The sequence below is a fragment of the Lentibacillus populi genome (assembly GCA_014642895.1).
GTDB lineage: Bacteria > Bacillota > Bacilli > Bacillales > Amphibacillaceae > Lentibacillus_C > Lentibacillus_C populi.
On record BMJD01000002.1, the window covers coordinates 165,406 to 188,740 of the forward strand.

General features: G+C 40.7%; 21 protein-coding genes. 20 read left to right on the forward strand and 1 reads right to left on the reverse strand.

The window, feature by feature from the left end:
* Positions 1-7 precede the first annotated feature (7 nt).
* The 15 genes from gltD (at position 8) to IEX12_RS02740 (ending at position 17,912) form a co-directional block, all read left to right on the forward strand.
* Positions 8-1,504, forward strand: coding sequence for a glutamate synthase small subunit (gltD, locus tag IEX12_RS02670; RefSeq protein ID WP_188724614.1), 1,497 nt, complete (start codon positions 8-10; stop codon positions 1,502-1,504).
* Positions 1,505-2,106: 602 nt separating this feature from the next.
* Positions 2,107-3,675, forward strand: a complete 1,569-nt coding sequence (gene miaB, locus IEX12_RS02675; protein ID WP_088050271.1) for a tRNA (N6-isopentenyl adenosine(37)-C2)-methylthiotransferase MiaB — start codon at positions 2,107-2,109, stop codon at positions 3,673-3,675.
* Between the two features lies 1 nt (position 3,676).
* Positions 3,677-4,105: a YlbF/YmcA family competence regulator gene (locus IEX12_RS02680; RefSeq protein WP_102415238.1), complete on the forward strand. Its 429-nt coding sequence runs from the start codon at positions 3,677-3,679 to the stop codon at positions 4,103-4,105.
* Positions 4,106-4,262: 157 nt separating this feature from the next.
* A complete protein-coding gene (cotE, locus tag IEX12_RS02685) occupies positions 4,263-4,841 on the forward strand; it encodes an outer spore coat protein CotE (protein ID WP_102415237.1) in 579 nt (192 codons plus the stop codon).
* 118 nt (positions 4,842-4,959) lie between these two features.
* Entirely contained in the window at positions 4,960-7,536 is a 2,577-nt protein-coding gene (gene mutS / locus IEX12_RS02690; RefSeq protein ID WP_188724615.1) for a DNA mismatch repair protein MutS, read from the forward strand.
* Between the two features lie 19 nt (positions 7,537-7,555).
* Entirely contained in the window at positions 7,556-9,487 is a 1,932-nt protein-coding gene (gene mutL / locus IEX12_RS02695; RefSeq protein ID WP_088050275.1) for a DNA mismatch repair endonuclease MutL, read from the forward strand.
* Between the two features lie 168 nt (positions 9,488-9,655).
* Positions 9,656-10,105 (forward strand): Dps family protein, encoded by a 450-nt coding sequence (locus tag IEX12_RS02700; protein ID WP_188724616.1) that lies wholly within the window; start codon positions 9,656-9,658, stop codon positions 10,103-10,105.
* A 20-nt stretch (positions 10,106-10,125) separates the two neighbouring features.
* Positions 10,126-11,058 carry a tRNA (adenosine(37)-N6)-dimethylallyltransferase MiaA gene (gene miaA, locus IEX12_RS02705; RefSeq protein ID WP_088050276.1) on the forward strand — a complete coding sequence of 311 codons (933 nt, stop codon included), beginning with the start codon at positions 10,126-10,128 and terminating at the stop codon, positions 11,056-11,058.
* Between the two features lie 39 nt (positions 11,059-11,097).
* The gene (gene hfq, locus IEX12_RS02710) at positions 11,098-11,322 is read left to right on the forward strand and encodes an RNA chaperone Hfq (protein ID WP_088050277.1); all 225 of its coding nucleotides are present in this window, start codon (positions 11,098-11,100) and stop codon (positions 11,320-11,322) included.
* Between the two features lie 175 nt (positions 11,323-11,497).
* The gene (gene spoVK / locus IEX12_RS02715) at positions 11,498-12,412 is read left to right on the forward strand and encodes a stage V sporulation protein K (RefSeq protein ID WP_088050989.1); all 915 of its coding nucleotides are present in this window, start codon (positions 11,498-11,500) and stop codon (positions 12,410-12,412) included.
* Between the two features lie 118 nt (positions 12,413-12,530).
* Entirely contained in the window at positions 12,531-13,766 is a 1,236-nt protein-coding gene (hflX, locus tag IEX12_RS02720; RefSeq protein ID WP_088050278.1) for a GTPase HflX, read from the forward strand.
* 7 nt (positions 13,767-13,773) lie between these two features.
* Positions 13,774-15,018, forward strand: coding sequence for a methionine gamma-lyase family protein (locus tag IEX12_RS02725; RefSeq protein WP_088050279.1), 1,245 nt, complete (start codon positions 13,774-13,776; stop codon positions 15,016-15,018).
* 220 nt (positions 15,019-15,238) lie between these two features.
* Positions 15,239-15,637: a MerR family transcriptional regulator gene (locus IEX12_RS02730; RefSeq protein ID WP_088050280.1), complete on the forward strand. Its 399-nt coding sequence runs from the start codon at positions 15,239-15,241 to the stop codon at positions 15,635-15,637.
* A 180-nt stretch (positions 15,638-15,817) separates the two neighbouring features.
* Positions 15,818-17,155 (forward strand): type I glutamate--ammonia ligase, encoded by a 1,338-nt coding sequence (gene glnA, locus IEX12_RS02735; RefSeq protein ID WP_088050281.1) that lies wholly within the window; start codon positions 15,818-15,820, stop codon positions 17,153-17,155.
* A gap of 409 nt (positions 17,156-17,564) precedes the next feature.
* A complete protein-coding gene (locus IEX12_RS02740) occupies positions 17,565-17,912 on the forward strand; it encodes a hypothetical protein (RefSeq protein WP_088050282.1) in 348 nt (115 codons plus the stop codon).
* 324 nt (positions 17,913-18,236) lie between these two features.
* Here the strand turns inward: IEX12_RS02740 and lexA are convergent, their stop codons facing one another.
* Positions 18,237-18,860, reverse strand: a complete 624-nt coding sequence (gene lexA / locus IEX12_RS02745) for a transcriptional repressor LexA (RefSeq protein ID WP_088050283.1) — start codon at positions 18,858-18,860, stop codon at positions 18,237-18,239.
* A gap of 293 nt (positions 18,861-19,153) precedes the next feature.
* On the opposite strand from lexA, the gene IEX12_RS02750 reads away from it, so the two are divergent.
* The 5 genes from IEX12_RS02750 (at position 19,154) to IEX12_RS02770 (ending at position 23,265) form a co-directional block, all read left to right on the forward strand.
* Positions 19,154-19,792 (forward strand): YneB family resolvase-like protein, encoded by a 639-nt coding sequence (locus tag IEX12_RS02750; RefSeq protein WP_088050284.1) that lies wholly within the window; start codon positions 19,154-19,156, stop codon positions 19,790-19,792.
* Between the two features lie 82 nt (positions 19,793-19,874).
* Positions 19,875-20,108: a DUF896 domain-containing protein gene (locus IEX12_RS02755; RefSeq protein WP_088050285.1), complete on the forward strand. Its 234-nt coding sequence runs from the start codon at positions 19,875-19,877 to the stop codon at positions 20,106-20,108.
* Between the two features lie 105 nt (positions 20,109-20,213).
* Complete coding sequence (gene tkt, locus IEX12_RS02760; RefSeq protein ID WP_088050286.1) at positions 20,214-22,217, forward strand: transketolase; 2,004 nt, start codon at positions 20,214-20,216, stop codon at positions 22,215-22,217.
* 323 nt (positions 22,218-22,540) lie between these two features.
* Positions 22,541-22,996, forward strand: a complete 456-nt coding sequence (sirA, locus tag IEX12_RS02765; protein ID WP_159457767.1) for a sporulation inhibitor of replication protein SirA — start codon at positions 22,541-22,543, stop codon at positions 22,994-22,996.
* A 50-nt stretch (positions 22,997-23,046) separates the two neighbouring features.
* Entirely contained in the window at positions 23,047-23,265 is a 219-nt protein-coding gene (locus tag IEX12_RS02770) for a YneF family protein (protein ID WP_088050288.1), read from the forward strand.
* Positions 23,266-23,335 lie beyond the last annotated feature (70 nt).

Consider the following 23,335-nt stretch of genomic DNA (forward strand, 5'->3'; position numbering starts at 1 on the left):
GCATAGCATGGGTAAAGTTACTGGTTTCATGGATTACCAGCGTGAAGAGGCTGAAGAGCGTGATCCTTTTACACGACTAACGGATTGGAAAGAATATGCCGCTCCTTTCTCTGATGATGTTTTAATGAGACAGGGAGCACGGTGTATGGATTGCGGGACCCCGTTTTGCCAAATCGGAGAAGAACTGAATGGAGCAACTACCGGGTGTCCGATTTATAACTTAATTCCCGAGTGGAATGACCTTGTCTATCGCGGACAATGGAAAGAAGCTTTGGAACGGCTGTTAAAAACAAATAATTTTCCAGAATTCACTGGAAGAGTTTGCCCTGCTCCCTGTGAAGGATCCTGTACACTTGCTATTTCTGACCCGGCTGTCACCATTAAAAGTATTGAACGGACCATTATTGATAAAGGATTTGAAAATGGCTGGATGACACCAAGGATTCTATACAAACGCACAGGTAAATCAATTGCCATTGTAGGATCGGGTCCGGCAGGGTTGGCAAGTGCAGACCAATTGAATCAAGCTGGCCATACGGTGACAGTTTATGAGCGTGAAGACCGTGCAGGTGGATTATTGACTTATGGTATCCCAAACATGAAGCTGGAAAAAGATGTAGTTGAACGGAGAATTAGACTATTAGAACAGGAAGGGGTCAATTTCGCGACCAATACCGAAGTAGGAACAGACATTTCAGCTGAGGACTTAAAAGCGAAGCATGATGCAATTATCCTATGTACCGGGGCGCAAAAACAGCGTGATCTCGTTATTGATGGCCGGGGAGCAACGGGTGTTCACTTGGCAATGGATTATCTAACAGGTTCCACAAAAAAATTACTAAACGCTGATATGGGAGCAAATGACTTCATTGATGCAGCAGGAAAAGATGTGATTGTAATCGGTGGTGGAGATACAGGAGCCGATTGTATCGCAACAGCACTTCGGCAAGGCTGTAATAGTGTTGTCCAGTTCGGCAAACATCCAAAACTGCCATTAGCCAGAGCTAACAGTAACATGTGGCCGGAATATCCCAATATATTTACTGTCGATTATGCACACAAAGAGGCAACCGCTAAATTCAATAAGGATCCACGACAGTACTCCATCCAAACACAGCGATTTGTTATGGATGATAACGGGAATTTAAAAGAATTACACACGGTCCAAATGGAAAAAGTCAAAGATGAAAATGGCGTGTTTACCTTTAACGAAATCCCCGGTACTGAAAAAGTTTGGCCAGCGCAGCTTGTGCTAATTGCCATTGGATTTGAAGGGCCAGAGCCACAAATACTGCAACAGTTCGAAGTGCATACAAACAATAAAAAAGTTGAAGCAAAATACGGAGACTTCACTACGAATGTTGAAAAGGTCTTTGCGGCTGGTGATGCAAGACGCGGTCAAAGTTTAATCGTTTGGGCGATTAATGAAGGGCGTGAAGTGGCTCGGCGGGTTGACCAGTATTTGATGGGCAGCTCGGTATTGCCGTCTTATCTGGAAGCTTAGAAAAAGTAGACATTTGCTTCCCAAGTAGTAGTTCACTTTTAATGGAGAAGAACTAAATTAACAAGTCTAATGGCTGGCCAATTCGTATCGTGATCAGTATGCTATTTTTCGTATTTATAGTAATAATTGACAATAACGTTGTTCGGTAGTTCTTATATCATTGAGTGACCGAATGATGGCTCTTCCACTGCAATCGGTCGTTCATAACATCGTTGAGTGACCGAACGATGGATCTTCCGCTGCATTCGGTCGTTCATAACCTCAATAAGTGACCGAATGATGGCTGTTCCGCTGCATTTGGTCGTTCATAACCTCAATAAGTGACCGAATGATGGATCTTCCGCTGCGTTTGGTCGTTCATAATATCATTGAGTGACCGAGTGATGGCTCTTCCCCTGTATTTGGTCGTTCATAACCTCGATGCTAGTTGTAATGAGATTGATATTTTTCCCACGGTAAGTGAACTACTTATTCCATAAAGGGAGGTTTTTTCGTTTGCGGATTTTTCGCACGTATTGTTTAATTTGTGTATAGGCATTATACTGTAATAATGTACACCTATGTGTAAATTAGTGTTTGATATAAAGAAAGGAGTTTCGTTAATGAACGAACAACAGCGAAAGGAACAGTCACAAATTAAGCAGATGGGTGCCGCGGACAGAAAATCCGGACAGGACAAACCATTAAGCGAAAAAACGAGTGCTGATTTTGCCAAGTATTTTGAAACGACGTATGAGCCACCAAATCTGAATAAGGCACGGAAACGCGGGCGCGATAAAGTAACGGTTCATTATGATTTTGGTATCCCTGAGGATATGGAAAACATTGGTAAAGGGAAAAAGTTCCTGATCCGTACATATGGCTGTCAAATGAATGAACATGATACAGAGGTCATGGCAGGTATTTTAACGGATATGGGCTATGAGTCAACAGCTGACACGAACGAAGCGGATATCATTCTATTAAATACATGTGCCATTCGGGAAAATGCAGAAAATAAAGTGTTCGGGGAAATCGGCCACCTGAAACCATTAAAAGTGGAAAAACCAGATTTAATCCTTGGTGTTTGTGGCTGTATGTCCCAGGAAGAATCCGTTGTTAACCGGATCATGAAAAAACATCCACAAGTTGACCTGATTTTTGGAACGCACAATATTCATCGTCTGCCACAGTTAGTTAAAGAAGCAATGTTCGGCAAGGAAAAAGTTGTGGAAGTGTGGTCCAAGGAAGGGGACATCATCGAAAATCTTCCGAAAGCACGCAAAGGAAAAATTAAAGCATGGGTAAACATCATGTACGGCTGTGATAAGTTTTGTACGTATTGTATCGTACCAATGACCCGTGGGAAAGAACGGAGCCGCAGACCAGAGGATATCATCCAGGAGGTACGCCATTTGGTAGCACAAGGCTATCAGGAAGTGACACTGCTTGGGCAAAATGTCAATGCGTACGGAAAAGATTTTGAAGACATCACATACGGCCTTGGGGACCTGATGGATGATATTCATAAAATTGATATACCAAGGGTACGTTTTACAACATCCCATCCAAGAGATTTCGATGACCGGTTAATTGAAGTGCTTGCAAAAGGCGGTAATTTACTTGATCATATTCACTTGCCGGTTCAGTCCGGAAGTAGTGAAATATTGAAAAAAATGAATCGGAAATATACCCGTGAAGACTATTTGGAACTAGTCCGCAAAATTCGTAAAGCAATGCCGAATGCGACATTGACAACAGATATCATTGTTGGGTTTCCAAATGAGACAGATGAGCAATTTGAAGAAACGATGACACTTGTGGAAGAGGTTGGTTTTGAAGCAGCCTATACATTTATCTATTCTCCTCGTGAAGGTACACCTGCAGCGCGGAAAAAGGATAATGTACCAGAGGAAGTGAAAAAGCAGCGCTTGTATCGTTTAAATGAGCTTGTCAATAAACAATCGGCTTCATCCATGAAACAGTACCAGGAAAAGATCGTTAAAGTACTTGTTGAAGGCGAGAGTAAAAAAGATCCGGATGTTTTAGCCGGGTATACAGAAAGAAATAAACTGGTTAATTTTAAAGGTCCGAAATCGGCGATAGGAAAAATTGTTGATGTAAAAATTACCGAAGCAAAAACATGGTCATTAAATGGAGTAATGGCAGAAAATACGGTAGAGGTGAACTAAAATGGCGGAATATACACGTACTCAAGTACTGGATCAAGCCAAAAGATTGGCAGACATGCTTGCAAATACAGATGAAATTGATCGTTTTAAGCAGGTTGAAGCAAAAATAAATGAAAATAAAAAAGTACAACAGTTAATTAATCGGATTAAGGCTTTGCAAAAGCAAGCCGTTAATTTCCAGGCCTATGAAAAAAAGGAAGCATTAAAGAAGGTTGAAGTGGAAATAGATCGGCTTCAGGGTGAGCTCGATGAAATTCCGGTTGTTCAGGAATTTAAAGAAACACAAATTGTTGTCAACGATGTCCTGCAGCTTGTTACTGGTACAATTGCCCGGGAAGTAACAAATAAAGTAATTGAATCAACTGGTGGTGACCTGCTTTCAGGTGAAACAGGATCAAAAGTAAAAAATAGTTCTGCATGCAGCCACTAACAAATTCCAGGCGGGGATCGGGCATCTCCGCCTGGAGTTTGTAGACTTACTTTTTCAAGAACGGTTCCCCCTCTTTTAAGACAAATAATTTAGCTATGCACTTTAGGTATTTGTCTTGCATAAAATGACTATGAAAAAAGAGGAGGTAAACGTAATTATGAGTTTTCTTGAACAAGAGTATAGAGAAATCATCACAAAAGCAGTTTGCGGTAAGGGACGCAAATTCACGCAGGCAACTCATTCCGTAACGCCATCACATAGACCGTCAAGTATTCTTGGCTGCTGGGTAATCAATCATTTGTATAATGCCAAGAAAAAGTCCGAAGATACGGTTGAGGTGAATGGCAGCTACGATATAAACATTTGGTATTCCTATAATGACAATACAAAAACAGAAGTAGTAACAGAAAGGGTAACATACTGTGATTATATTCCGTTATCCATCAAGGATGACAACTGCTTAAATGATGACTATGATGTTATTTGTAAAGTCGTGCAGCAGCCAAATTGTCTTGAATGCAAGATTGCAAATCAGGGTCATAAAATTGTTGTTGAGATTGAACGTGAATTTGTTGTACAAATAATCGGGGAAACAAAGATCTGTGTTAAAGTGGATCCAAAGGGTTGTGAAAAAGATGATGATGACGAGGATTGGAGTTTTGATATAACAGACGAGGAACTAAACGATGTTAATCCAGATTTTCTAAATGAAAGCAGCAGCAGCAGTAAAGACTAGAATACTTACGAGGGAGCAATTCTCTCGTAAGTTTTTTTATAAGCTTTTGTCAGTCGATTCATTCTCTTGATATATGCTATAATAAGACAATATATATGGCTTTTCTGGAGGACTAATGATGGCAAAATATACACCCATGATGGAACAGTATTTACAAATTAAAGCGGAACACAAGGATGCTTTTTTATTTTTTCGTTTAGGTGATTTTTATGAAATGTTTTTTGACGATGCTATCAAGGCAGCAAGGGAACTGGAAATTACACTGACGAAACGGGATGCGGGTCAGAAGGAACCAATTCCGATGTGTGGGGTACCATATCACTCGGCAGAAAATTACATAAAAAATTTAATTGAAAAGGGTTATAAAGTAGCAATTTGCGAACAAGTAGAGGACCCGAAAACAGCAAAAGGTGTTGTGAAGCGCGAGGTTGTTCAATTGATAACCCCTGGAACGGTCATGGAAACAAATATGTTAAACGAGCGGGAAAATAACTATATTGCTAGTCTTTCCCATTTTCAGGACGGCTCATTTGTCATTGTCTATAATGATTTATCAACCGGAGAAAATCAAATTGCGCTGCTAAACCATGGATGGGATGCGGTTATACACGAGTTGTACAATCAACCTATCAAAGAAATCGTTGTCTCCTCTAATTTACCGGAGGATTGGCAGTGTGATTTAGCAGGGAAGCTAAATGTGACCGTTTCTTTTCAAGATGAAATTACGTTTAATGGAGAATATCGTAATCTATGTGATGAGTTAAATGATGAGCGGTTAATGAAGGCATTTAGCAGATTGTTAAATTATATCCAGCATACCCAAAAAAGGTCGCTTGATCACCTGCAGCCTGCCAAGGTTATTGCATTACAGGATTATTTGTCTCTGGATATGTATTCGAAACGCAATCTGGAACTGACGGAGACAATTTTAAAAAAAGGAAAGCATGGCAGCTTGTTATGGGTACTTGATCAGACCGTAACCGCAATGGGATCGAGACTATTAAAAAAATGGCTGGAGCGTCCTCTAATCAATCGACAGCTTATTGAAGAACGTTTATCGATTGTTGACGGGTTTTATCAAGGATTTATGGAGCGAGATGGTTTACGCGAAACGTTGAAATCTGTATATGATTTGGAACGGCTAGCCGGAAGAATTGCTTTTGGTAATGTAAATGCCCGTGATTTAATTCAACTGAAACAATCACTGGTGAAAATCCCTGAATTAAAAGCTGTTTTACAGCAATTTCCCGAACCTCGAATAAAAGATTTAAGTGATGCGGTTTACTTTCCAGAACAGATCGTGACCATATTAGAGAATAGTTTAGTAGACGATCCACCGGTTTCCATCAAGGAGGGGGCGATCATAAAAGATGGTTACAATGAGACATTGGATAAATACCGCGATGCATCCCGCAATGGTAAACAGTGGATCGCCGAACTGGAACAGAAAGAGAAACAGGAAACAACGATAAAGTCGTTAAAAATTGGTTACAACCGTGTGTTCGGCTATTATATTGAAGTAACCAAAGCCAATTTACACCTGCTGCCTGAAGGGAGATATGAACGTAAGCAGACGTTGACAAATGCTGAGCGTTTTGTAACACCAGAGTTAAAGGAAAAGGAACAGCTTATTTTAGAAGCAGAAGAAAAAAGTGTGGAACTGGAATATCATTTGTTCCTTGAAATTCGCGATCAATTGAAGGAACAAATTTCAGTTTTACAGGAATTGGCGGATATTGTAAGCCGAATTGACGTCCTGCAGGCATTTGCAACTGTAAGTGAAGCAAATAATTATCAGCGTCCACGGTTTGTGGATAAGCGATTGTCGATTAAGAATGGCCGGCATCCAGTGATTGAACAAGTAATGAAGGACGGATCGTTTGTACCTAATGATGTAGTACTTGATCAGGAAACAGAGGTGCTATTGATTACAGGTCCAAATATGTCCGGGAAGAGTACGTATATGCGACAATTGGCACTTACGGTGATCATGGGACAGATTGGCTGTTTTGTACCGTGTGATGAAGCGGATTTAATTATTTTTGATCAAATTTTTACCCGAATCGGTGCTGCTGATGATTTGGTTTCCGGCCAAAGTACATTTATGGTAGAAATGCTTGAAGCCAATCATGCCATTACGAATGCAACGGAGCGAAGTTTAATTTTACTCGATGAAATCGGGCGCGGCACAAGCACTTATGATGGGATGGCATTGGCTCAAGCGATTGTCGAATATATCCACAATAACATTCATGCCAAAACATTATTTTCAACCCATTATCATGAATTGACTGCGTTGGAAGCATCATTGGACAAACTTCAAAATATCCATGTGCGTGCGGAAGAGTATGAAGGGAATGTCGTGTTTCTCCATCAAATTAAAGCTGGTGCTGCCGATAAAAGCTACGGGATTCATGTTGCAAAGCTTGCCAATCTTCCCGATCAATTAATTGCCCGAGCCAGTTCCATCTTACGTGAATTTGAAAATTATGACCAGCCCGGACCAATTCAAGACCAGGCTGATACGAAGCAGCTGTCATTATTCAAGGAAGAGGAAAGACCACAGAAAAGCGTCAAGCATCCAAAGAAATCGGAAGTGAAAGTTTTACAAGAACTGGCCAAACTGGATCTTTTTGATATGACTCCACTGGATGCGATGAACGCATTGTATCGCCTGCAAAAGTTGACAAAATAGCTGGGAAAGGACGAGTTTTATGAAAATAGTGCAAATGCCTGATGCACTTGCCAACAAAATAGCTGCCGGGGAAGTGGTGGAACGGCCGGCATCTGTAGTAAAAGAGCTGATCGAAAATAGTATTGACGCAAACAGTTCATGGATTAAAGTTGATATCCTTGAAGCGGGATTACAGCAAATAAAAATTACCGACGATGGGGATGGGATGGCAGAAGAAGATTGCGAGCGGGCTTTTTTGCGCCATGCAACAAGTAAAATTAAACATGAAACGGACCTGTTTCATGTTAAAACACTCGGTTTCCGTGGTGAAGCGTTAGCCAGTATTGCTGCCGTTAGCCGCTTAACGGTGAAAACGTCTCAGGGTGACGCAGCAGGTACAATGCTCAAGCTTGAAGGTGGAAAGCTTATTCATAAAGAGAAAAGTGATGCCCGAAAAGGATCGGAAATTGTTGTTGAGGATTTATTTTATAATACACCAGCACGACTGAAGTACATGAAAACGATCCATACAGAGCTTGGCCATATTACTGATTTGCTGAACCGGTTAGCATTGTCCCATCCTAATATCCGGTTTGAGGCAACGCATAATGGGAAACAGCTTTTTAAAACGACCGGAAGTGGTGATCTGCTGCAGGTTATTGCCCACGTATACGGAATGAGTGTGGCAAAAAAAATGCTGCCGATTGCCCATGATACGCTTGATTTTCAGATTCAGGGGTATATCGCCAAGCCGGAAGTAACCCGCGCATCCCGTTCGTATATTTCAACCATCATCAATGGTCGTTATATTAAGAGTATTGCGTTATCGCAAGCAATTATTAAAGGGTATCATACGTTATTGCCAATTGGCCGGCAGCCGATTGTTGTATTAGCTATAAATATGGATCCAATTTTAGTTGACGTTAACGTTCATCCGGCCAAACTGGAGGTTCGTTTCAGTAAAGACAAGGAATTATTCACGGCTATTGAAGAAACAATCCGACAGAAATTCCGGGAAACTTCACTAATTCCCGAATTGGGACGGCAGGAAAAACGGCAGCCGGATTCTGTGCAGCAGACAATGCAATTTTATGATCCACAAAAACCGGCAGAGAAGGGGAATTGGTATGCTGACCAACATACCAACGAAGTACAAAACACCAATTGGGATCAGGATCAATATGAGAATAAAAGACATCTATCCAATTGGGATACTGATGAGTATGTGAATGAAGCAGAGGGATCCTTTCACTCCAACAGGGCGTACAAAGATACTGCTCCTGAGCTGGCGGCTCCAGAGACTGGTCAACAACAGACCACACAACCACCTGCTGAGTCATTTTCAGAGAAATTTGTGGCAAATGATGAACCAGTTAATGTTAGGAAAGAACGGGTACCGGTAATGTATCCGATCGGTCAACTGCAAGGAACCTATATCTTGGCGCAAAATGAAAATGGCTTGTATATGATTGATCAGCATGCAGCACAGGAACGCATTAAGTATGAATTTTTTAAACAAAAGCTGGGCAAAACAACGAATGAAGTACAAGAGCTATTAATCCCGCTGACATTTGATTTTTCCAAACAGGAAGCGATTATTATTGAAAACTTTCACGAGGAACTGGGGAAGGTTGGTTTGTTTTTTGAGTCGTTCGGCAATCAGACATATATTATTCGTTCACACCCAACCTGGTTTCCGCAAGGATTTGAAGAAGAGGTTATCCGCGAGATGATTGCGCAGATTATGGACGAGGAGAAAATTGATATTGAGGCAATCAGGGAAGATGCGGCAATATTAATGTCATGCAAACGGTCAATTAAAGCAAATCATTATTTGAACAAGGATGACATGTTTCACTTGCTAGAGGATTTGCGTTCAACGCGCGATCCATTTACATGCCCACATGGAAGGCCAATTATCGTTCATTTTTCGACATATGAACTGGAAAAAATGTTCAAAAGAGTGATGTAACATGTATAAATTGGTAATATCATGTTAAACCTAGAAGGAAAAGTGTTATATTAGCCTATCCAAGGCTGGAGACAAAGTGAAACTTTATTCTGTGGGGGTATTACTGCCTATTAATGCGTGATAAAACACCAAGCTAGCTTAGCAGGAGAAAAAAGTGAGGTATTTCGGATGGAAAGTCAGCGGTTAATTAACTTTCTAAATCAGCTTCTATCAAATTACTTTGTAATGTATGTAAAATTGCATCGCTATCACTGGTATGTGCAAGGCAGACACTTTTTTCAGTTACATGCTCAATTTGAGGAAATGTATCAAGCAACAGCAAATGATCTGGATGAGATTGCCGAACGGATTTTAATGATAAATGGAAAACCATTGGCAACAATGAGTAAATATTTGAAGGAAGCGACAATTGAAGAAGCAACGGCAGATGATAAGGAAAATGAGATCATCGCACAGCTGTGTCATGATTACGAACAGATAATAAAAGAGATACGGGAAGACGGACTAGCACTCGCAGCCGAACAGAAGGATGAGCCAACAAATGATCTCTTAATCGGTTTACAGGGAAAATTAGAAAAATATGTTTGGATGTTACAGGCATATGAAGCATACGAATAAATGAATACAGGGGAAAGGGAATGAAACAAAACGTTATTGCAGTTGTTGGCCCGACGGCTGTCGGAAAGACACAACTAAGTATAGAAATTGCCAAGACGTTTCATGGTGAGGTGATCAGCGGTGACTCTATGCAAGTATATCAGGGGCTGGATATCGGAACAGCAAAAGCAACCAAAGCTGAAATGCAGGGAATCCCCCATTATATGATTGATATAAAAAAGCCGGATGAAGCATTTTCTGTTGCTGATTTCCAGGCATATGTGCAAGCGTATATCGATGAAATTTCTGGAAGGGGGCATCTGCCGATTTTGGCAGGGGGAAGCGGCCTTTATATCCAGGCGGCATTATACGATTACCATTTTTCCGAACAAAGACGGGACAGCAAGCTAACTGAACAACTTGAAAAGTCCATTCAACGTAATGGACCAGAACAGCTTTATGATTACTTAACGGAAATTGATCCGGAACAAGCTGCCAAGATCCATCCCAACAATCATCGCCGGCTGATTCGGGCAATTGAAATCTATGAAACAACTGGCAAGACAATGTCAGAAAACAACCAACAGAAGGGAGATTCTCCGTACAATCCCATTTTTATCGGATTGGAAATGGATCGGAAACTATTGTATGAGCGAATTAATCAGCGAGTTGATCGCATGATGGCGGCTGGATTGCTTGATGAGGTACAACATTTGTACCTGCAGGGTCTCGAATCGAAACAATCCATGAGTGGGATCGGTTACAAAGAGTTCATCCCTTATTTAAAAGGAGAGCAGAGTCTGGAAACAGCAATTGATGTCTTGAAACGTAATTCAAGAAGGTTTGCGAAACGGCAGTATACATGGTTTAAGAACAAGATGGATGTAAATTGGTATACGATCACACCCGATTCGATTAATCGAACTTTTCCCATTATTTTGGCCGATCTTGCAGGAATCTTAAAAGAAACATAGAAATAAGAATATGTACAGATAGAAAGAGGAGGAAATGCAATGGCACAATCGGTAAATATTCAGGACAATTATTTAAATCAGCTTAGAAAGGATCACATTTCGGTTACTGTGTTTTTAACAAACGGGTTTCAAATTAGGGGGATAGTAAAAGCTTTTGATAATTTTACCGTTTTATTTGAGACAGACGGCAAGCAACAGCTTATCTTCAAACACGCAATCTCCACATTCGCACCTGTTAAAAACGTAAAACTTGAAAAAGAATAAGGCGTAACGTAACGGGCACTCGTTTAAGGGTGTCCGTTTAGCTTATAGCTGACCTCACCTTGAATCTCTGACCCCCGGCTTCTGATATCTGACTTCCGGGCATGGGCGTTTGTCACACCTTTTAAAAAACGTGCGTATACTATGGTGACGAAGGGGTGATGAAGTGGAAACGCAAATGGTACGAAATAAAAATGGGCAAATCAATATTGTCTTTCATGATAAAAAGGCTGTACAGATTGATCGTAATAAGCAACCAAACCAGATGGATAATGGTCCATTTTCACACATTGATCAGGAATTCTCATCCTTCATAGGACTGGAACGTTTAAAAAAAACAATTAAAGAAATATATGCAACAATTGCCATCAATGAGAAACGAAGGGAAATTGGTCTTGCATGCACAAAACAAGTACTCCATATGTTATTTAAGGGAAACCCCGGAACAGGGAAAACAACGGTCGCCAGAAAGCTTGCGAAACTGTATTTTGAAATGGGGCTATTGTCAAAGGGGCATTTCATTGAAGCCGAGCGGGCTGATTTAGTCGGAGAATATATCGGGCAAACAGCACAAAAAACAAGGTCGATTATTCAAAAGGCAATGGGCGGGATGTTGTTTATTGATGAAGCTTATTCCTTGGCACGCGGCGGTGAAAAAGACTTCGGGAAAGAAGCAATCGATACACTGGTAAAGCATATGGAAGACAACCACAACGATCTTGTATTGATTTTAGCCGGATATCCGCATGAAATGGAGCGTTTTTTACTCCTTAATCCCGGACTAAAATCAAGGTTTCCGTTTATATTGGATTTTCAGGATTACGATGTTGAGCAGCTGATGGATATTGCCAAACAAATGGTGTCAATCAGGGAATACCGCTTATCACAGGAAGCGGAATGGAAATTGCAGGAACACCTTTACCGAAAAACCCGGGAAGGGGAACGGAATTTTGCCAATGCCCGATACGTAAGAAATGTTATTGAACATTCGATACGACGGCATGCAGTACGGGTGCTTTGTGGCAAACAATATGCTACCGATGATTTAATCAGATTAACCGGAAGTGACCTGCAGCTTAACGATGAGATTTAATGGAAGGCAATGCTTCAATCAATAACCATCCAACCTAATCCATACAGGGGATAGAATTGTACCGTGCTTGTTTCTTTGCTATGATATAAGCATGCAAGACAGGGAAAGGCTGGTAGACATGTCGGAACAAATACTAATCGTAGCTGTAAAAAAACCGGAACAGACCACCGAGCGCTTCAAGTCCTCATTGGATGAATTAACCTCCTTAAGTAAAACTGCAGGTGGAACAGTAAAAAAAATCATGACGCAAAATCGTAATCGAATCCATCCTGCATATTACATTGGTGAGGGGAAAATGGAAGAAATTGCAGAGCAAATAGCTGAACTGGAAATCGATTTAGTCATCTCCAATGATGAGCTATCTGCTGGGCAATTACGAAATCTGGGGGAACGATTCGGCGTTCGGATAATTGACCGAAGTCAGTTGATATTGGATATTTTTGCTACTCGTGCCAATACGAAAGAAGGAAAGCTGCAGGTCGAACTGGCACAATTACAATATATGCTGCCAAGGCTTCACGGGCAAGGTTTGGCATTATCCCGGCTAGGAGCTGGTATCGGTACACGCGGGCCTGGGGAGACAAAGCTGGAAACTGACAGGCGTCATATCAGGCAGCGGATTTTTGATATAAAACGGCGTCTGAAAATGGTCGTTGGCCAGCGTGAACAGTACCGGAACCGCCGTAAATCCAATCACGTTTTTCAAATTGCCATTGTTGGGTATACCAATGCAGGGAAATCGACACTGTTCAACCGGATTACCAGGAGCCAAACACTTGAGGAGGATCAACTATTTGCAACCCTTGATCCGCTCACACGGAAAATTCAGTTTCCATCCGGTTTCAGGTCGCTTGTTACCGATACGGTCGGATTTCTTCAGGACTTGCCGACATCACTTATTGCTTCTTTTCGATCAACCCTTGAAGAGGTTACCGAGGCCGATTTTATTTTGCATGTTGTTGATGCATCACATCCGGATCAGGAGCAGCATCAGGATACCGTTCTTACGTTACTTGAGGAGTTGGGTGCCCACTCAATCCCGATGTTAACGGTATATAACAAACAGGATTTGCTGACAGAAGAGTTCATCCCTGCACATCATCCGTCCATCCTGATTAGTGCCTTTGATGAGCGAAACATTCAAGATTTATTAGCGAAGGTGGAAGCGATTTTAAGGGATGAATGGGTATGGTACAGAACGATACTCGATCCTGATCAAGGAAAATTAATAGACCGGTTTGCACATGAGACGATAGTCGATGAACAGGTTTATGATGAAGAACAAATGAAATATTTAATGAAAGGCTTTATCCGGGAAAGTCACCCGCTAACAAGCCAATTAAAGGAGCAATAACGTACGAATGATAGAACAATTTGCAGAACAGGCGGAACTGGATTGTAAAAACATCCACGACAACATCCGAAAAACAGTTGAAGTGAATCAAAAACGGGTACTTGATGCGTTTAAACATAACCGGGTCAGTGACAGTCATTTTCATTCCACTACCGGTTATGGTTATGATGACAATGGAAGGGAAACATTGGAAGCCGTATATGCGCAAGTGTTTGGTGGCGAAGATGCTTTAGTAAGACCGCAGATCGTATCTGGAACACATGCGATTTCTACCGTGTTATTCGCCTTACTGAGACCTGCTGATGAACTTGTGTATATGACAGGTAAACCATATGATACACTTGAATCGGTTATTGGAAAACATGCTGACAATACAGGCTCATTAAAAGATTTTGGAATTACCTATAGGGAAGCAGACCTCCTGCCAGATGGTGCAATTGATTACCAGGGAGTAAATCGAACCATCACGCCAAGGACAAAGGTCGTTGCTATCCAGCGATCAAAGGGGTATGATGATCGTCCATCCTTTACGGTTCAGCAAATAGAAGAAATGGTACACTTTGTTAAAGAAATAAATCCGGAAATAATCGTCTTTGTTGATAACTGTTACGGTGAATTTGTTGAGGAAAGAGAACCATTACATGCTGGTGCAGATATTATTGCTGGTTCCTTAATTAAAAATCCTGGTGGTGGGATCGTTCGTTCAGGTGGTTATATCGTTGGGCGCAAAGATCTCGTCAGCCAATGCGGCCATCGTTTGACTGCACCAGGACTGGGGAAAGAAATGGGTGCCACATTACAGATGCTGGAGGAGATGTACCAAGGATTTTTCTTAGCTCCGCATGTTGTCGGGGAAGCATTAAAAGGGGCTGTTTTTACAGCGCGATTTTTAGAATTGATCGGATACACGACAAAGCCAGATTATCAAGCGGAACGAACGGATTTAATTCAATCGGTAACGTTTGCTAATGCGGAGCAAATGGTTGCATTTTGCCAAACCATTCAAATGAACTCGCCTGTCAATTCATTTGTGACACCAGTGCCAAGTCCGATGCCTGGCTATAAGGATGATGTCATCATGGCAGCTGGAACGTTTATTCAAGGAGCAAGCCTTGAACTAACTGCAGACGGACCGTTACGTGCCCCATATACCGCGTTTGTGCAAGGCGGCTTAACCTATGAGCATGTGAAAATTGCTTTAAAGGAAGCTGCTATAGATCTTATCGATAAGGGTTTCCTGACGTTAAAATAGGGTAAAGAAAAAAAGAGGTGGGAAGCCACCTCTTTTTTGCACTTTAAGAAAATATAAGATTTTATCACGCATTAAGGTAAAAGAAAAACTTCGGCATTCGCTAATAGGATGAGCCAAATACCGAATTTTTTAAAGTTAATGTAAGGAAACCTAACATTAACTTGACAGGATCTATTACATACTTTAAAATGTTATTTAATAACAAATAGGAGGGGAGTAAATGAACGATCAGGATAGACGTTCCATGCCTTTATTCTCGATCGGTATCGTCAAGAAATTAACCGAATTAACGGCAAGGCAAATACGAAATTATGAGGGACACGGGCTTATTCATCCCGAGAGAACAACCGGTAATCAGCGATTGTTTTCCTTTAACGATGTTGATCGTTTACTGGAGATAAAAGACCTGCTTGATAAAGGTATTAATCTCGCTGGTATTAAGCATTTGCTGGTCCTTGAAGAACAAAAATTATTGCTGGAAAAACAGAAACAAGAAGAACAGTATGCCATTCTATCGGATAAAGAATTAAGAAAAATGCTGAAAAACGAGTTATACGAAGCAGGCAGAATGGGTAAGACAAGTTTGCGACAGGGTGAGTTATCAAGATTTTTTCAATAAAGGCAAACTTCATTCAGTGGTGGTTTCTTTTTATACCCTGCTGAATCTTGGTTGAACGAATCGATCCTTTAAGGTCAGTTGATCGCCCATTTGCCTTTTTTTATCAAAGTCTTGAAGGCGGGTTTTACTGCCCGTTGAGGTTGGATAAACATATTTAACATACATTTAGGAGGAAACTGCATGGGTTCAAAATTAACGAAAGAGCAAATCTATAAAAAAATCGAGGAGGAAAACGTTCGCTTTATCCGTTTGCAATTCACCGATATGCTTGGAACGATTAAAAACGTGGAAATCCCGCTAGGTCAGCTGGAAAAAGCATTGGACAATAAAATGATGTTTGACGGTTCCTCAATTGAAGGGTTTGTCCGGATTGAAGAATCTGATATGTATTTATATCCTGATTTAGATACATTTGTTGTCTTTCCATGGACATCAGACAAGGGAAAAGTTGCCCGGTTTATTTGTGATATCTACAATCCGGATGGTACACCATTTGCAGGGTGCCCGCGTTACAATTTGAAACGTAACGTTAAAAAAATGGAAGCATTAGGCTTTAGTGCATTTAATATCGGAACAGAACCAGAGTTTTTCTTATTTAAGCTGGATGAAAAAGGCGAGCCTTCCTTGGAGTTGAATGACAAAGGTGGATATTTTGATTTAGCGCCGACAGACTTGGGAGAAAACTGCCGCCGCGATATCGTACTGGAATTGGAAGAAATGGGATTTGAAATTGAAGCTTCTCACCACGAGGTTGCACCGGGTCAGCACGAAATTGATTTTAAATACTCTGATGCAGTCAAACATGCTGATGACATCCAAACGTTTAAGCTTGTTGTCAAAACAATTGCTAGAAAACATAACTTGCACGCCACTTTTATGCCGAAACCGCTTTTTGGGGTCAATGGTTCAGGTATGCATGTTAATATGTCGCTATTTCAGGATGGAGAAAATAAATTTTTTGATCCAGATGGGGAAATGCAACTGAGTGAGGTAGCTTACCAGTTTACCGCCGGCATCATTAAGCACGCAACTAATTTTACAGCAGTCACAAATCCAACGGTCAATTCGTATAAAAGACTTGTCCCTGGTTATGAGGCACCTTGTTATGTGGCGTGGTCCGGTACGAATAGAAGCCCGCTTATCCGAATTCCGTATTCAAGAGGGTTAAGTACACGTATCGAAGCAAGAAGTGTTGATCCATCTGCCAATCCATATATGGCGATGGCAGTACTGCTAGCGGCCGGATTAGACGGAATTAAAAATGAGTTAACACCGCCAACTGCAGTAGATCGTAATATCTATGTCATGGATAAAGAGGAACGCGAGAAAAACGGTATTAAAGACTTGCCGGCAACCTTAATGGATGCATTAGAAGAGTTGCAAAAAGATGAAGTGATTGTGGAAGCACTTGGTGAGCACCTTTATGAGCATTTTATTGAGGCGAAGGAAATTGAATGGGACATGTTCCGCACGACGGTTCATCCTTGGGAGCGGGAGCAGTATTTGACTAGTTATTAAGGTTGATATAATAGGGTTCCAGGTCGTGGCCGTGTCCTGGCTTTTGGCTTTTAGAGCTTATGTCCTTGACACCCCTGGAATACCCCCAAAAAATATTTAAGTTCAAAATACCGACCTGTTGAATTTTAACTGGGCGGTATTTTTTCTTTACTTAATTTATAGATATGGTGTTTCTAATAGTAAAAGATTTAAATAATCCCCCAGTAAATAAAGGATCAAGTCACTTTGGTTTTTTGCTAATCTTATCAACACCCTTCACTGCAGGGAATTAGCAGATGATGATAGTGGCCATTTTCAAGTGATTTTCCCTTTCAGGTTAAAATTGTGAATGAAAAATAGATGGAGTCATGGTAGAATACTCTTAATCGGTTTCCCAAACCGGTATTGTTTAGACCGGAGGCGAGTTAGGTTGAAGAAATGGTTGGGCAGCGCGTTGTTGTTTATCATGTTTGGCTTTTTGGTGCTAAGCCAGGCCATCCAAATAACCTCACATATTAACGTAGAGCAAGTTGACGAAGCAACGATTTCTTCGGCAAGTTATATATCGGATATAAATGCTGCCCATATTACTGCACCAGCTACACTACCAGTTCAAAACGAATATAAAGCAGATCCAATCCTTCCTGCAGTAAAAACGGTTGTGTACCAAATTACATCTATTGCTAATCAGGTTGACTTTTTCCAAAACGATGTAGAAGCAGCTGGGTTTTTAGATGTAAGAAAATACCAATCGAACTATCTCCCCTTATACGAGTGATTGATTTTGAATGTAGCCTTTAGCTTTCATTAGCAAATTGAAGGCTTTATTTGGCGTGGGTTTAATAATAAGTACTGAAAAATAAAGGGGAATAGTTCGTGATGAAGAATAACAAACCTTATTGGAAGGAATCTCTTGAATGTTATCTGTTTGTATTTATATTCATGCTTTTGTTTATAGGTACATTTATTGTTAGCGGCCAATTAACAGGAACAGATTGGATAGCATTCTTTAAGCAATTTTTCCAGAAATAGATTACCAACCTTTTAAACTGGGTAATTTACTAATAAAAACCTTGATACGCATACCGCGTATCAAGGTTTTTTAATGAATATTCCGGTATAGCCCAATTACCTTGCCTAAAATCGTCACATTTTGATAAATGAGGGCTTCCATTGTTGCGTTTTCCGGCTGTAGGCGAATGTGGTCCTTTTCTTTAAAGAATCGCTTGACAGTAGCTTCATCCTCATCCGTCATGGCAACAACAATATCCCCGTTTTGTGCTGTATTTTGCTGTTTTACGATAACCATGTCTCCGTCTAATATACCAGCTTCAATCATACTCTCTCCTTCGATTACCAGTACATATAAACTGTCATCTGGTCCTGCGCTTGAGCTTGGCAGCGGAATGAACTCTTCGATATTTTCGACCGCAGTAATCGGGATACCAGCTGTAACTTTGCCGATTACTGGTGCATACCGCGCTTCATCTTTCGGAATATTATTCTCCTCTAATGGATCCAAAATTTCAATTGCTCTAGGTTTGGTTGGGTCTCTTCTGATATAGCCCTTGCTTTCGATCCTCGCTAAATGGCCATGGACAGTAGAGCTTGATGCAAGTCCAACTGCACTTGCTATTTCTCTAACAGATGGCGGATAGCCTTTCAACTTAACCTGATCCTTAATGTAATCAAGGATCATTTGTTGCCTTTTGGAAAGCTTGGTCATGTAATAAACTCCTCCCGCATAGTATTTATTACCACTAGTTTATCACTAGAATGAAATATTCGCAAACGTTCGTTCGAAAAAAATGTTGACAGGATCGTGTGTTCGGGTGTATGATGGTTTTAAGTCGAACAATAGTTCTTATACTAAAAAGGAGCTGATGGCTATGTTTGGAAAACTTACGAAAACAGATGTATTCTATCTTGTAACATTTGCTTTAACATTAGGATTTTTATATTTTTCCATGATCACTAGCGCATAATTGTGTACTAATTATGAGCGAAGGGGTAATTATCGTGAAAGCTATTCTTTACTGTCGGGTAAGCACGGATAAAAAGACACAGGAAACATCATTGGCGAGACAAAGGCAGGAGCTTATTACACTTGCAGGAAAATACGATTTTTCTGTTGAGAAAGTAATTGAAGAGCAGGCAAGCGGTTATGAGATTGATCGGGACGGTATATTTCAGCTGCTGGACTGCTTTTCTGCAAAAAACGCTGATTGTTTGCTTATTCAGGATGAAACAAGATTAGGCAGAGGTAACACAAAGATTGCCTTATTCCATCAATTACACAAAATGAGTATTCCAATCTATACTGCTATTCATGACGGAAGGCTGGAACTTTCTGAGTCCGATTCCATGGTTTTGCAAATTGTCGGGATCGTAGAAGAATATCAACGCAGAATACACAATAGCAAAATCAAGCGAGGGATGAAAAAAGCAATTAATGAAGGGTATGATCCGAGTAAGAATCTGGCATACCGAAACAAAGCACCAGGTCGTGAACGAAAGGCATTTCCGATTGAAGAGGTTGTTCGGTTAAGGCAAAAGAAGCTAACCTTTGAGGAGATTGCCCATACATTAAACGGGATGGGGCATTCGGTATCAAAAGCAACGGTTCACCGAAGGTATCAGGAGTATCATAACGCTTGAAACTATTATATAGGAACGGTATGATAAAAACGCGAGGAACATGATAATGGTTCTTGCGTTTTTAAAGTTGGAGGTTTTTACTATGATTGGAAAAGAAAAACTGGAACGGATCAATACATTAGCGAAAAAGGCCAAATCAGAAGGACTAACGGACAAAGAAAAACAGGAACAGCATGAGCTGCGGCAAGAATATTTGAAAAACGTGCGAAAATCGTTTAAAAATCAATTAAAGACGATGACGGTAGTTGACTGGGAAGGAAATGATGTGACACCACAAAAACTGCGTGATATGCAAGAGAGAGAGAGAAAGCATTAGTTTTTACAAGACCAAATACGGTAGCTTGCTAATACTTGTGAGATTAGGAACTTCAATATAAAATAGAGTGGTAATCACAACTTGACGAAACGGAGGAAAACAAAGATGTCAGAAAATGTTGAACAGTTATCTATTAATACAATTCGTACGTTAGCAATTGATGCCATCGAAAATGCTAATTCAGGGCATCCAGGTTTGCCAATGGGTGCTGCGCCGATGGCATATACATTATGGACTGATTTCATGCATCATAACCCGAAAAACTCCAAATGGTTTAATCGTGACCGTTTTGTTCTTTCAGCAGGACATGGTTCCATGCTGTTATACGGTTTACTGCATTTGTCCGGCTATAATCTGACAATTGATGACCTAAAGGAATTCCGTCAATGGAACTCGAAGACACCAGGACATCCTGAGGTACATCATACAGATGGTGTCGAAGCAACAACCGGACCATTAGGACAAGGAATTGCCATGTCTGTTGGGATGGCAATGGCTGAAGCGCATCTCGCCGCTACCTATAATAGGGATAACTACTCGGTTATCGATCATTATACATACGCTCTAATTAGTGATGGTGATCTGATGGAAGGTATTTCCCATGAAGCCGCTTCACTCGCTGGGCATCTCCGGTTAGGAAAATTAATCGCGCTATATGATTCAAACGATATTTCCCTTGACGGGGAGCTGAACCGCTCATTTTCCGATAATACAGAAGAACGCTTTAAAGCATACGGATGGCAGGTCATCAGGGTTGAGGATGGCAATGACGTAAATGCGTTACGTAAAGCGATTAAACAAGCAAAAGAAAATACCGAACAGCCGACATTAATCGAAATCAAAACGATTATCGGCTATGGGTCACCGAACAAATCAAACTCAAGCGCATCACACGGTGCCCCACTAGGTGCGGATGAAGTAAAATTGACCAAGGAATATTATAAATGGGAGCATGAAGATTTTAATGTTCCAGATGAAGTATATGCTGATTTTAACAAAAAAATCGGCAAAAAAGGTGCTGAAGCGGAGCAGGCTTGGAATGAACTGTTCACAGCATACAAGGAAAAATATCCTGAATTAGCAGATGAACTGGAACGTGCTATAAAAGGGGAATTGCCTGCAGACTGGGATAAAGAACTTCCAGTGTATGAACCCGAAAAAGATAAACTGGCAACAAGAGCTTCTTCCGGTGAAGTATTAAATGCAATTGCGAAAGCCGTACCATATTTCTTTGGCGGAAGTGCTGACCTGGCAGGTTCAAACAAAACCACGTTAAAAAATGAAGATGACTTTTCCCGTAACAATTATGCTGGCCGCAACATTTGGTTTGGTGTTCGTGAACACGCCATGGCAGCAGCACTAAATGGAATGGCATTACACGGCGGATTAAAAGTATATGCTGGTACATTCTTTGTATTCAGTGATTATTTACGACCTGCTGTACGATTGTCATCCATTATGAAAACGCCGGTAACATATGTATTTACGCACGATTCGATTGCGGTTGGCGAAGATGGTCCGACACATGAACCGATTGAACAATTAGCAGCAATGCGGGCAATGCCGGGACTTTCCCTGATTCGTCCTGCCGATGGAAACGAGACACAAGCAGCATGGCGCATATCCTTGGAATCAAAGGACAAGCCAACAGCACTCGTGTTAACCAGACAAGGGTTACCAACATTAGAGGGCACAAAAGAAAACGCCTATGAAGGGGTTAGAAAAGGTGCATATGTTATTAGCAAGTCAGCAAAAGACGTTCCAGATGCGTTATTACTTGCAACTGGTTCCGAAGTGCAATTAGCTATTGGAGCTAAAAAGGCCCTACAAGAAAAAGGCATTGATGTAAGTGTTGTCAGCATGCCGTCATGGGATCGGTTTAACGAGCAGGATGAAGCATACAAAAATGAAGTTCTGCCAGCAAATGTTAAAGCCCGAGTAGGAATTGAGATGGCCGCTTCATTTGGGTGGGAGCGTTATGTTGGTGACAATGGTACGATAATTGGTATTGATCGATTTGGCGCTTCTGCAAAAGGTGAAAAAGTTATTGAGGAATACGGGTTTACAGTAGAAAATGTTGTTGCAGAGGTTGAAAAGTTAATAAAATAATAAATGAAAACGGGTGGCTCACTAACTGTGGGGCGCCCGTTTTACTATTCAGTTCTCTTTTATCCCGCCTCACCGTTCATTAGACCCCTGCTTCAAGCCTTGAAAAATATAGAAGGATAGATAGCTGAGTAGCACCATCCGTAACGATCCGATTCGTTCAACTCAGTAGGGAGGATGGGATCCCCCGTTGAATGAAGTTCTACTTTATTCAACGGGCTGTACTTTTGTTTGTAATCGACAAAACTAGTAGGATTTCGCATCAGGAAATGACATAATTTTTAACTGGAATACGTATAATAGAGTTAAAAGGGGAGGGGTTTTCGGTGGGGAATTATTCTATCTATTGGGTAAAGGAAGAATTTGCGTATCGGTATTTCCATAAAAGTGGAATATTATATCGTTTTTTAAAAGAATATCAAAATAATCCGGAGAGAACGGACCTCAAAAATCAGTTTAAGTTTATTACCAATACATTTTCAACTAGTGCTTTGATAACCCACATTAAAAATAACGAGAAAAACAGACGTAATGTAACAATTGATGGCAACTATCTCGAAATGCGAAACGAAGACACGCAAGCTATCTCTTTACATATCCACGAAAAACAGATAAACTTTCGTTGTGAAATGTTGCATGATGCCGAAATGTTGTTGTTTCCAGCACTACGATCATTTCAGCCATTTCTCTTTATTATGAGAAATGACGTCGATAACTATGGTTGGATCTCGCCGGTTTCAAAGGAAAGAGCATATTTGCATGGACAAGTATTGTATTCTTAACATTGATTTACTATACTGTATGAGAGACAACATGAAGGAGGAAAGCTTGCATGGCTACGATTTGGGTCGTATTAATAGCTATTATTGCCTTGATTGCTGGTGTCGCTCTCGGATTTTTTATCGCCAGAAAATATATGATGAATTATCTAAAGAAGAACCCACCAATTAATGAGCAAATGCTTCGGACTTTAATGATGCAAATGGGTCAAAAACCATCACAGAAAAAAATCAATCAAATGATGCGTGCAATGAACAATCAGCAAAAGTAATCAGCAATCATCATATATTGTCAGAATGGATTAGCATCATACATAATACCCCTTAGTACCTGTTGGTAGT

What these genes read in the sequence shown, in the direction of transcription:
- tkt (WP_088050286.1), top strand. Translation starts at nt 20,214, where the DNA reads ATGTCAGAAAATGTTGAACAGTTATCTATTAATACAATTCGTACGTTA.
- IEX12_RS02770 (WP_088050288.1), top strand. Translation starts at nt 23,047, where the DNA reads ATGGCTACGATTTGGGTCGTATTAATAGCTATTATTGCCTTGATTGCT.
- IEX12_RS02725 (WP_088050279.1), top strand. Translation starts at nt 13,774, where the DNA reads ATGATAGAACAATTTGCAGAACAGGCGGAACTGGATTGTAAAAACATC.
- mutL (WP_088050275.1), top strand. Translation starts at nt 7,556, where the DNA reads ATGAAAATAGTGCAAATGCCTGATGCACTTGCCAACAAAATAGCTGCC.
- IEX12_RS02680 (WP_102415238.1), top strand. Translation starts at nt 3,677, where the DNA reads ATGGCGGAATATACACGTACTCAAGTACTGGATCAAGCCAAAAGATTG.
- miaB (WP_088050271.1), top strand. Translation starts at nt 2,107, where the DNA reads ATGAACGAACAACAGCGAAAGGAACAGTCACAAATTAAGCAGATGGGT.
- mutS (WP_188724615.1), top strand. Translation starts at nt 4,960, where the DNA reads ATGGCAAAATATACACCCATGATGGAACAGTATTTACAAATTAAAGCG.
- IEX12_RS02700 (WP_188724616.1), top strand. Translation starts at nt 9,656, where the DNA reads ATGGAAAGTCAGCGGTTAATTAACTTTCTAAATCAGCTTCTATCAAAT.
- miaA (WP_088050276.1), top strand. Translation starts at nt 10,126, where the DNA reads ATGAAACAAAACGTTATTGCAGTTGTTGGCCCGACGGCTGTCGGAAAG.
- IEX12_RS02730 (WP_088050280.1), top strand. Translation starts at nt 15,239, where the DNA reads ATGAACGATCAGGATAGACGTTCCATGCCTTTATTCTCGATCGGTATC.
- glnA (WP_088050281.1), top strand. Translation starts at nt 15,818, where the DNA reads ATGGGTTCAAAATTAACGAAAGAGCAAATCTATAAAAAAATCGAGGAG.
- IEX12_RS02755 (WP_088050285.1), top strand. Translation starts at nt 19,875, where the DNA reads ATGATTGGAAAAGAAAAACTGGAACGGATCAATACATTAGCGAAAAAG.
- cotE (WP_102415237.1), top strand. Translation starts at nt 4,263, where the DNA reads ATGAGTTTTCTTGAACAAGAGTATAGAGAAATCATCACAAAAGCAGTT.
- lexA (WP_088050283.1), bottom strand. Translation starts at nt 18,860, where the DNA reads ATGACCAAGCTTTCCAAAAGGCAACAAATGATCCTTGATTACATTAAG.
- hfq (WP_088050277.1), top strand. Translation starts at nt 11,098, where the DNA reads ATGGCACAATCGGTAAATATTCAGGACAATTATTTAAATCAGCTTAGA.
- gltD (WP_188724614.1), top strand. Translation starts at nt 8, where the DNA reads ATGGGTAAAGTTACTGGTTTCATGGATTACCAGCGTGAAGAGGCTGAA.
- hflX (WP_088050278.1), top strand. Translation starts at nt 12,531, where the DNA reads ATGTCGGAACAAATACTAATCGTAGCTGTAAAAAAACCGGAACAGACC.
- spoVK (WP_088050989.1), top strand. Translation starts at nt 11,498, where the DNA reads ATGGTACGAAATAAAAATGGGCAAATCAATATTGTCTTTCATGATAAA.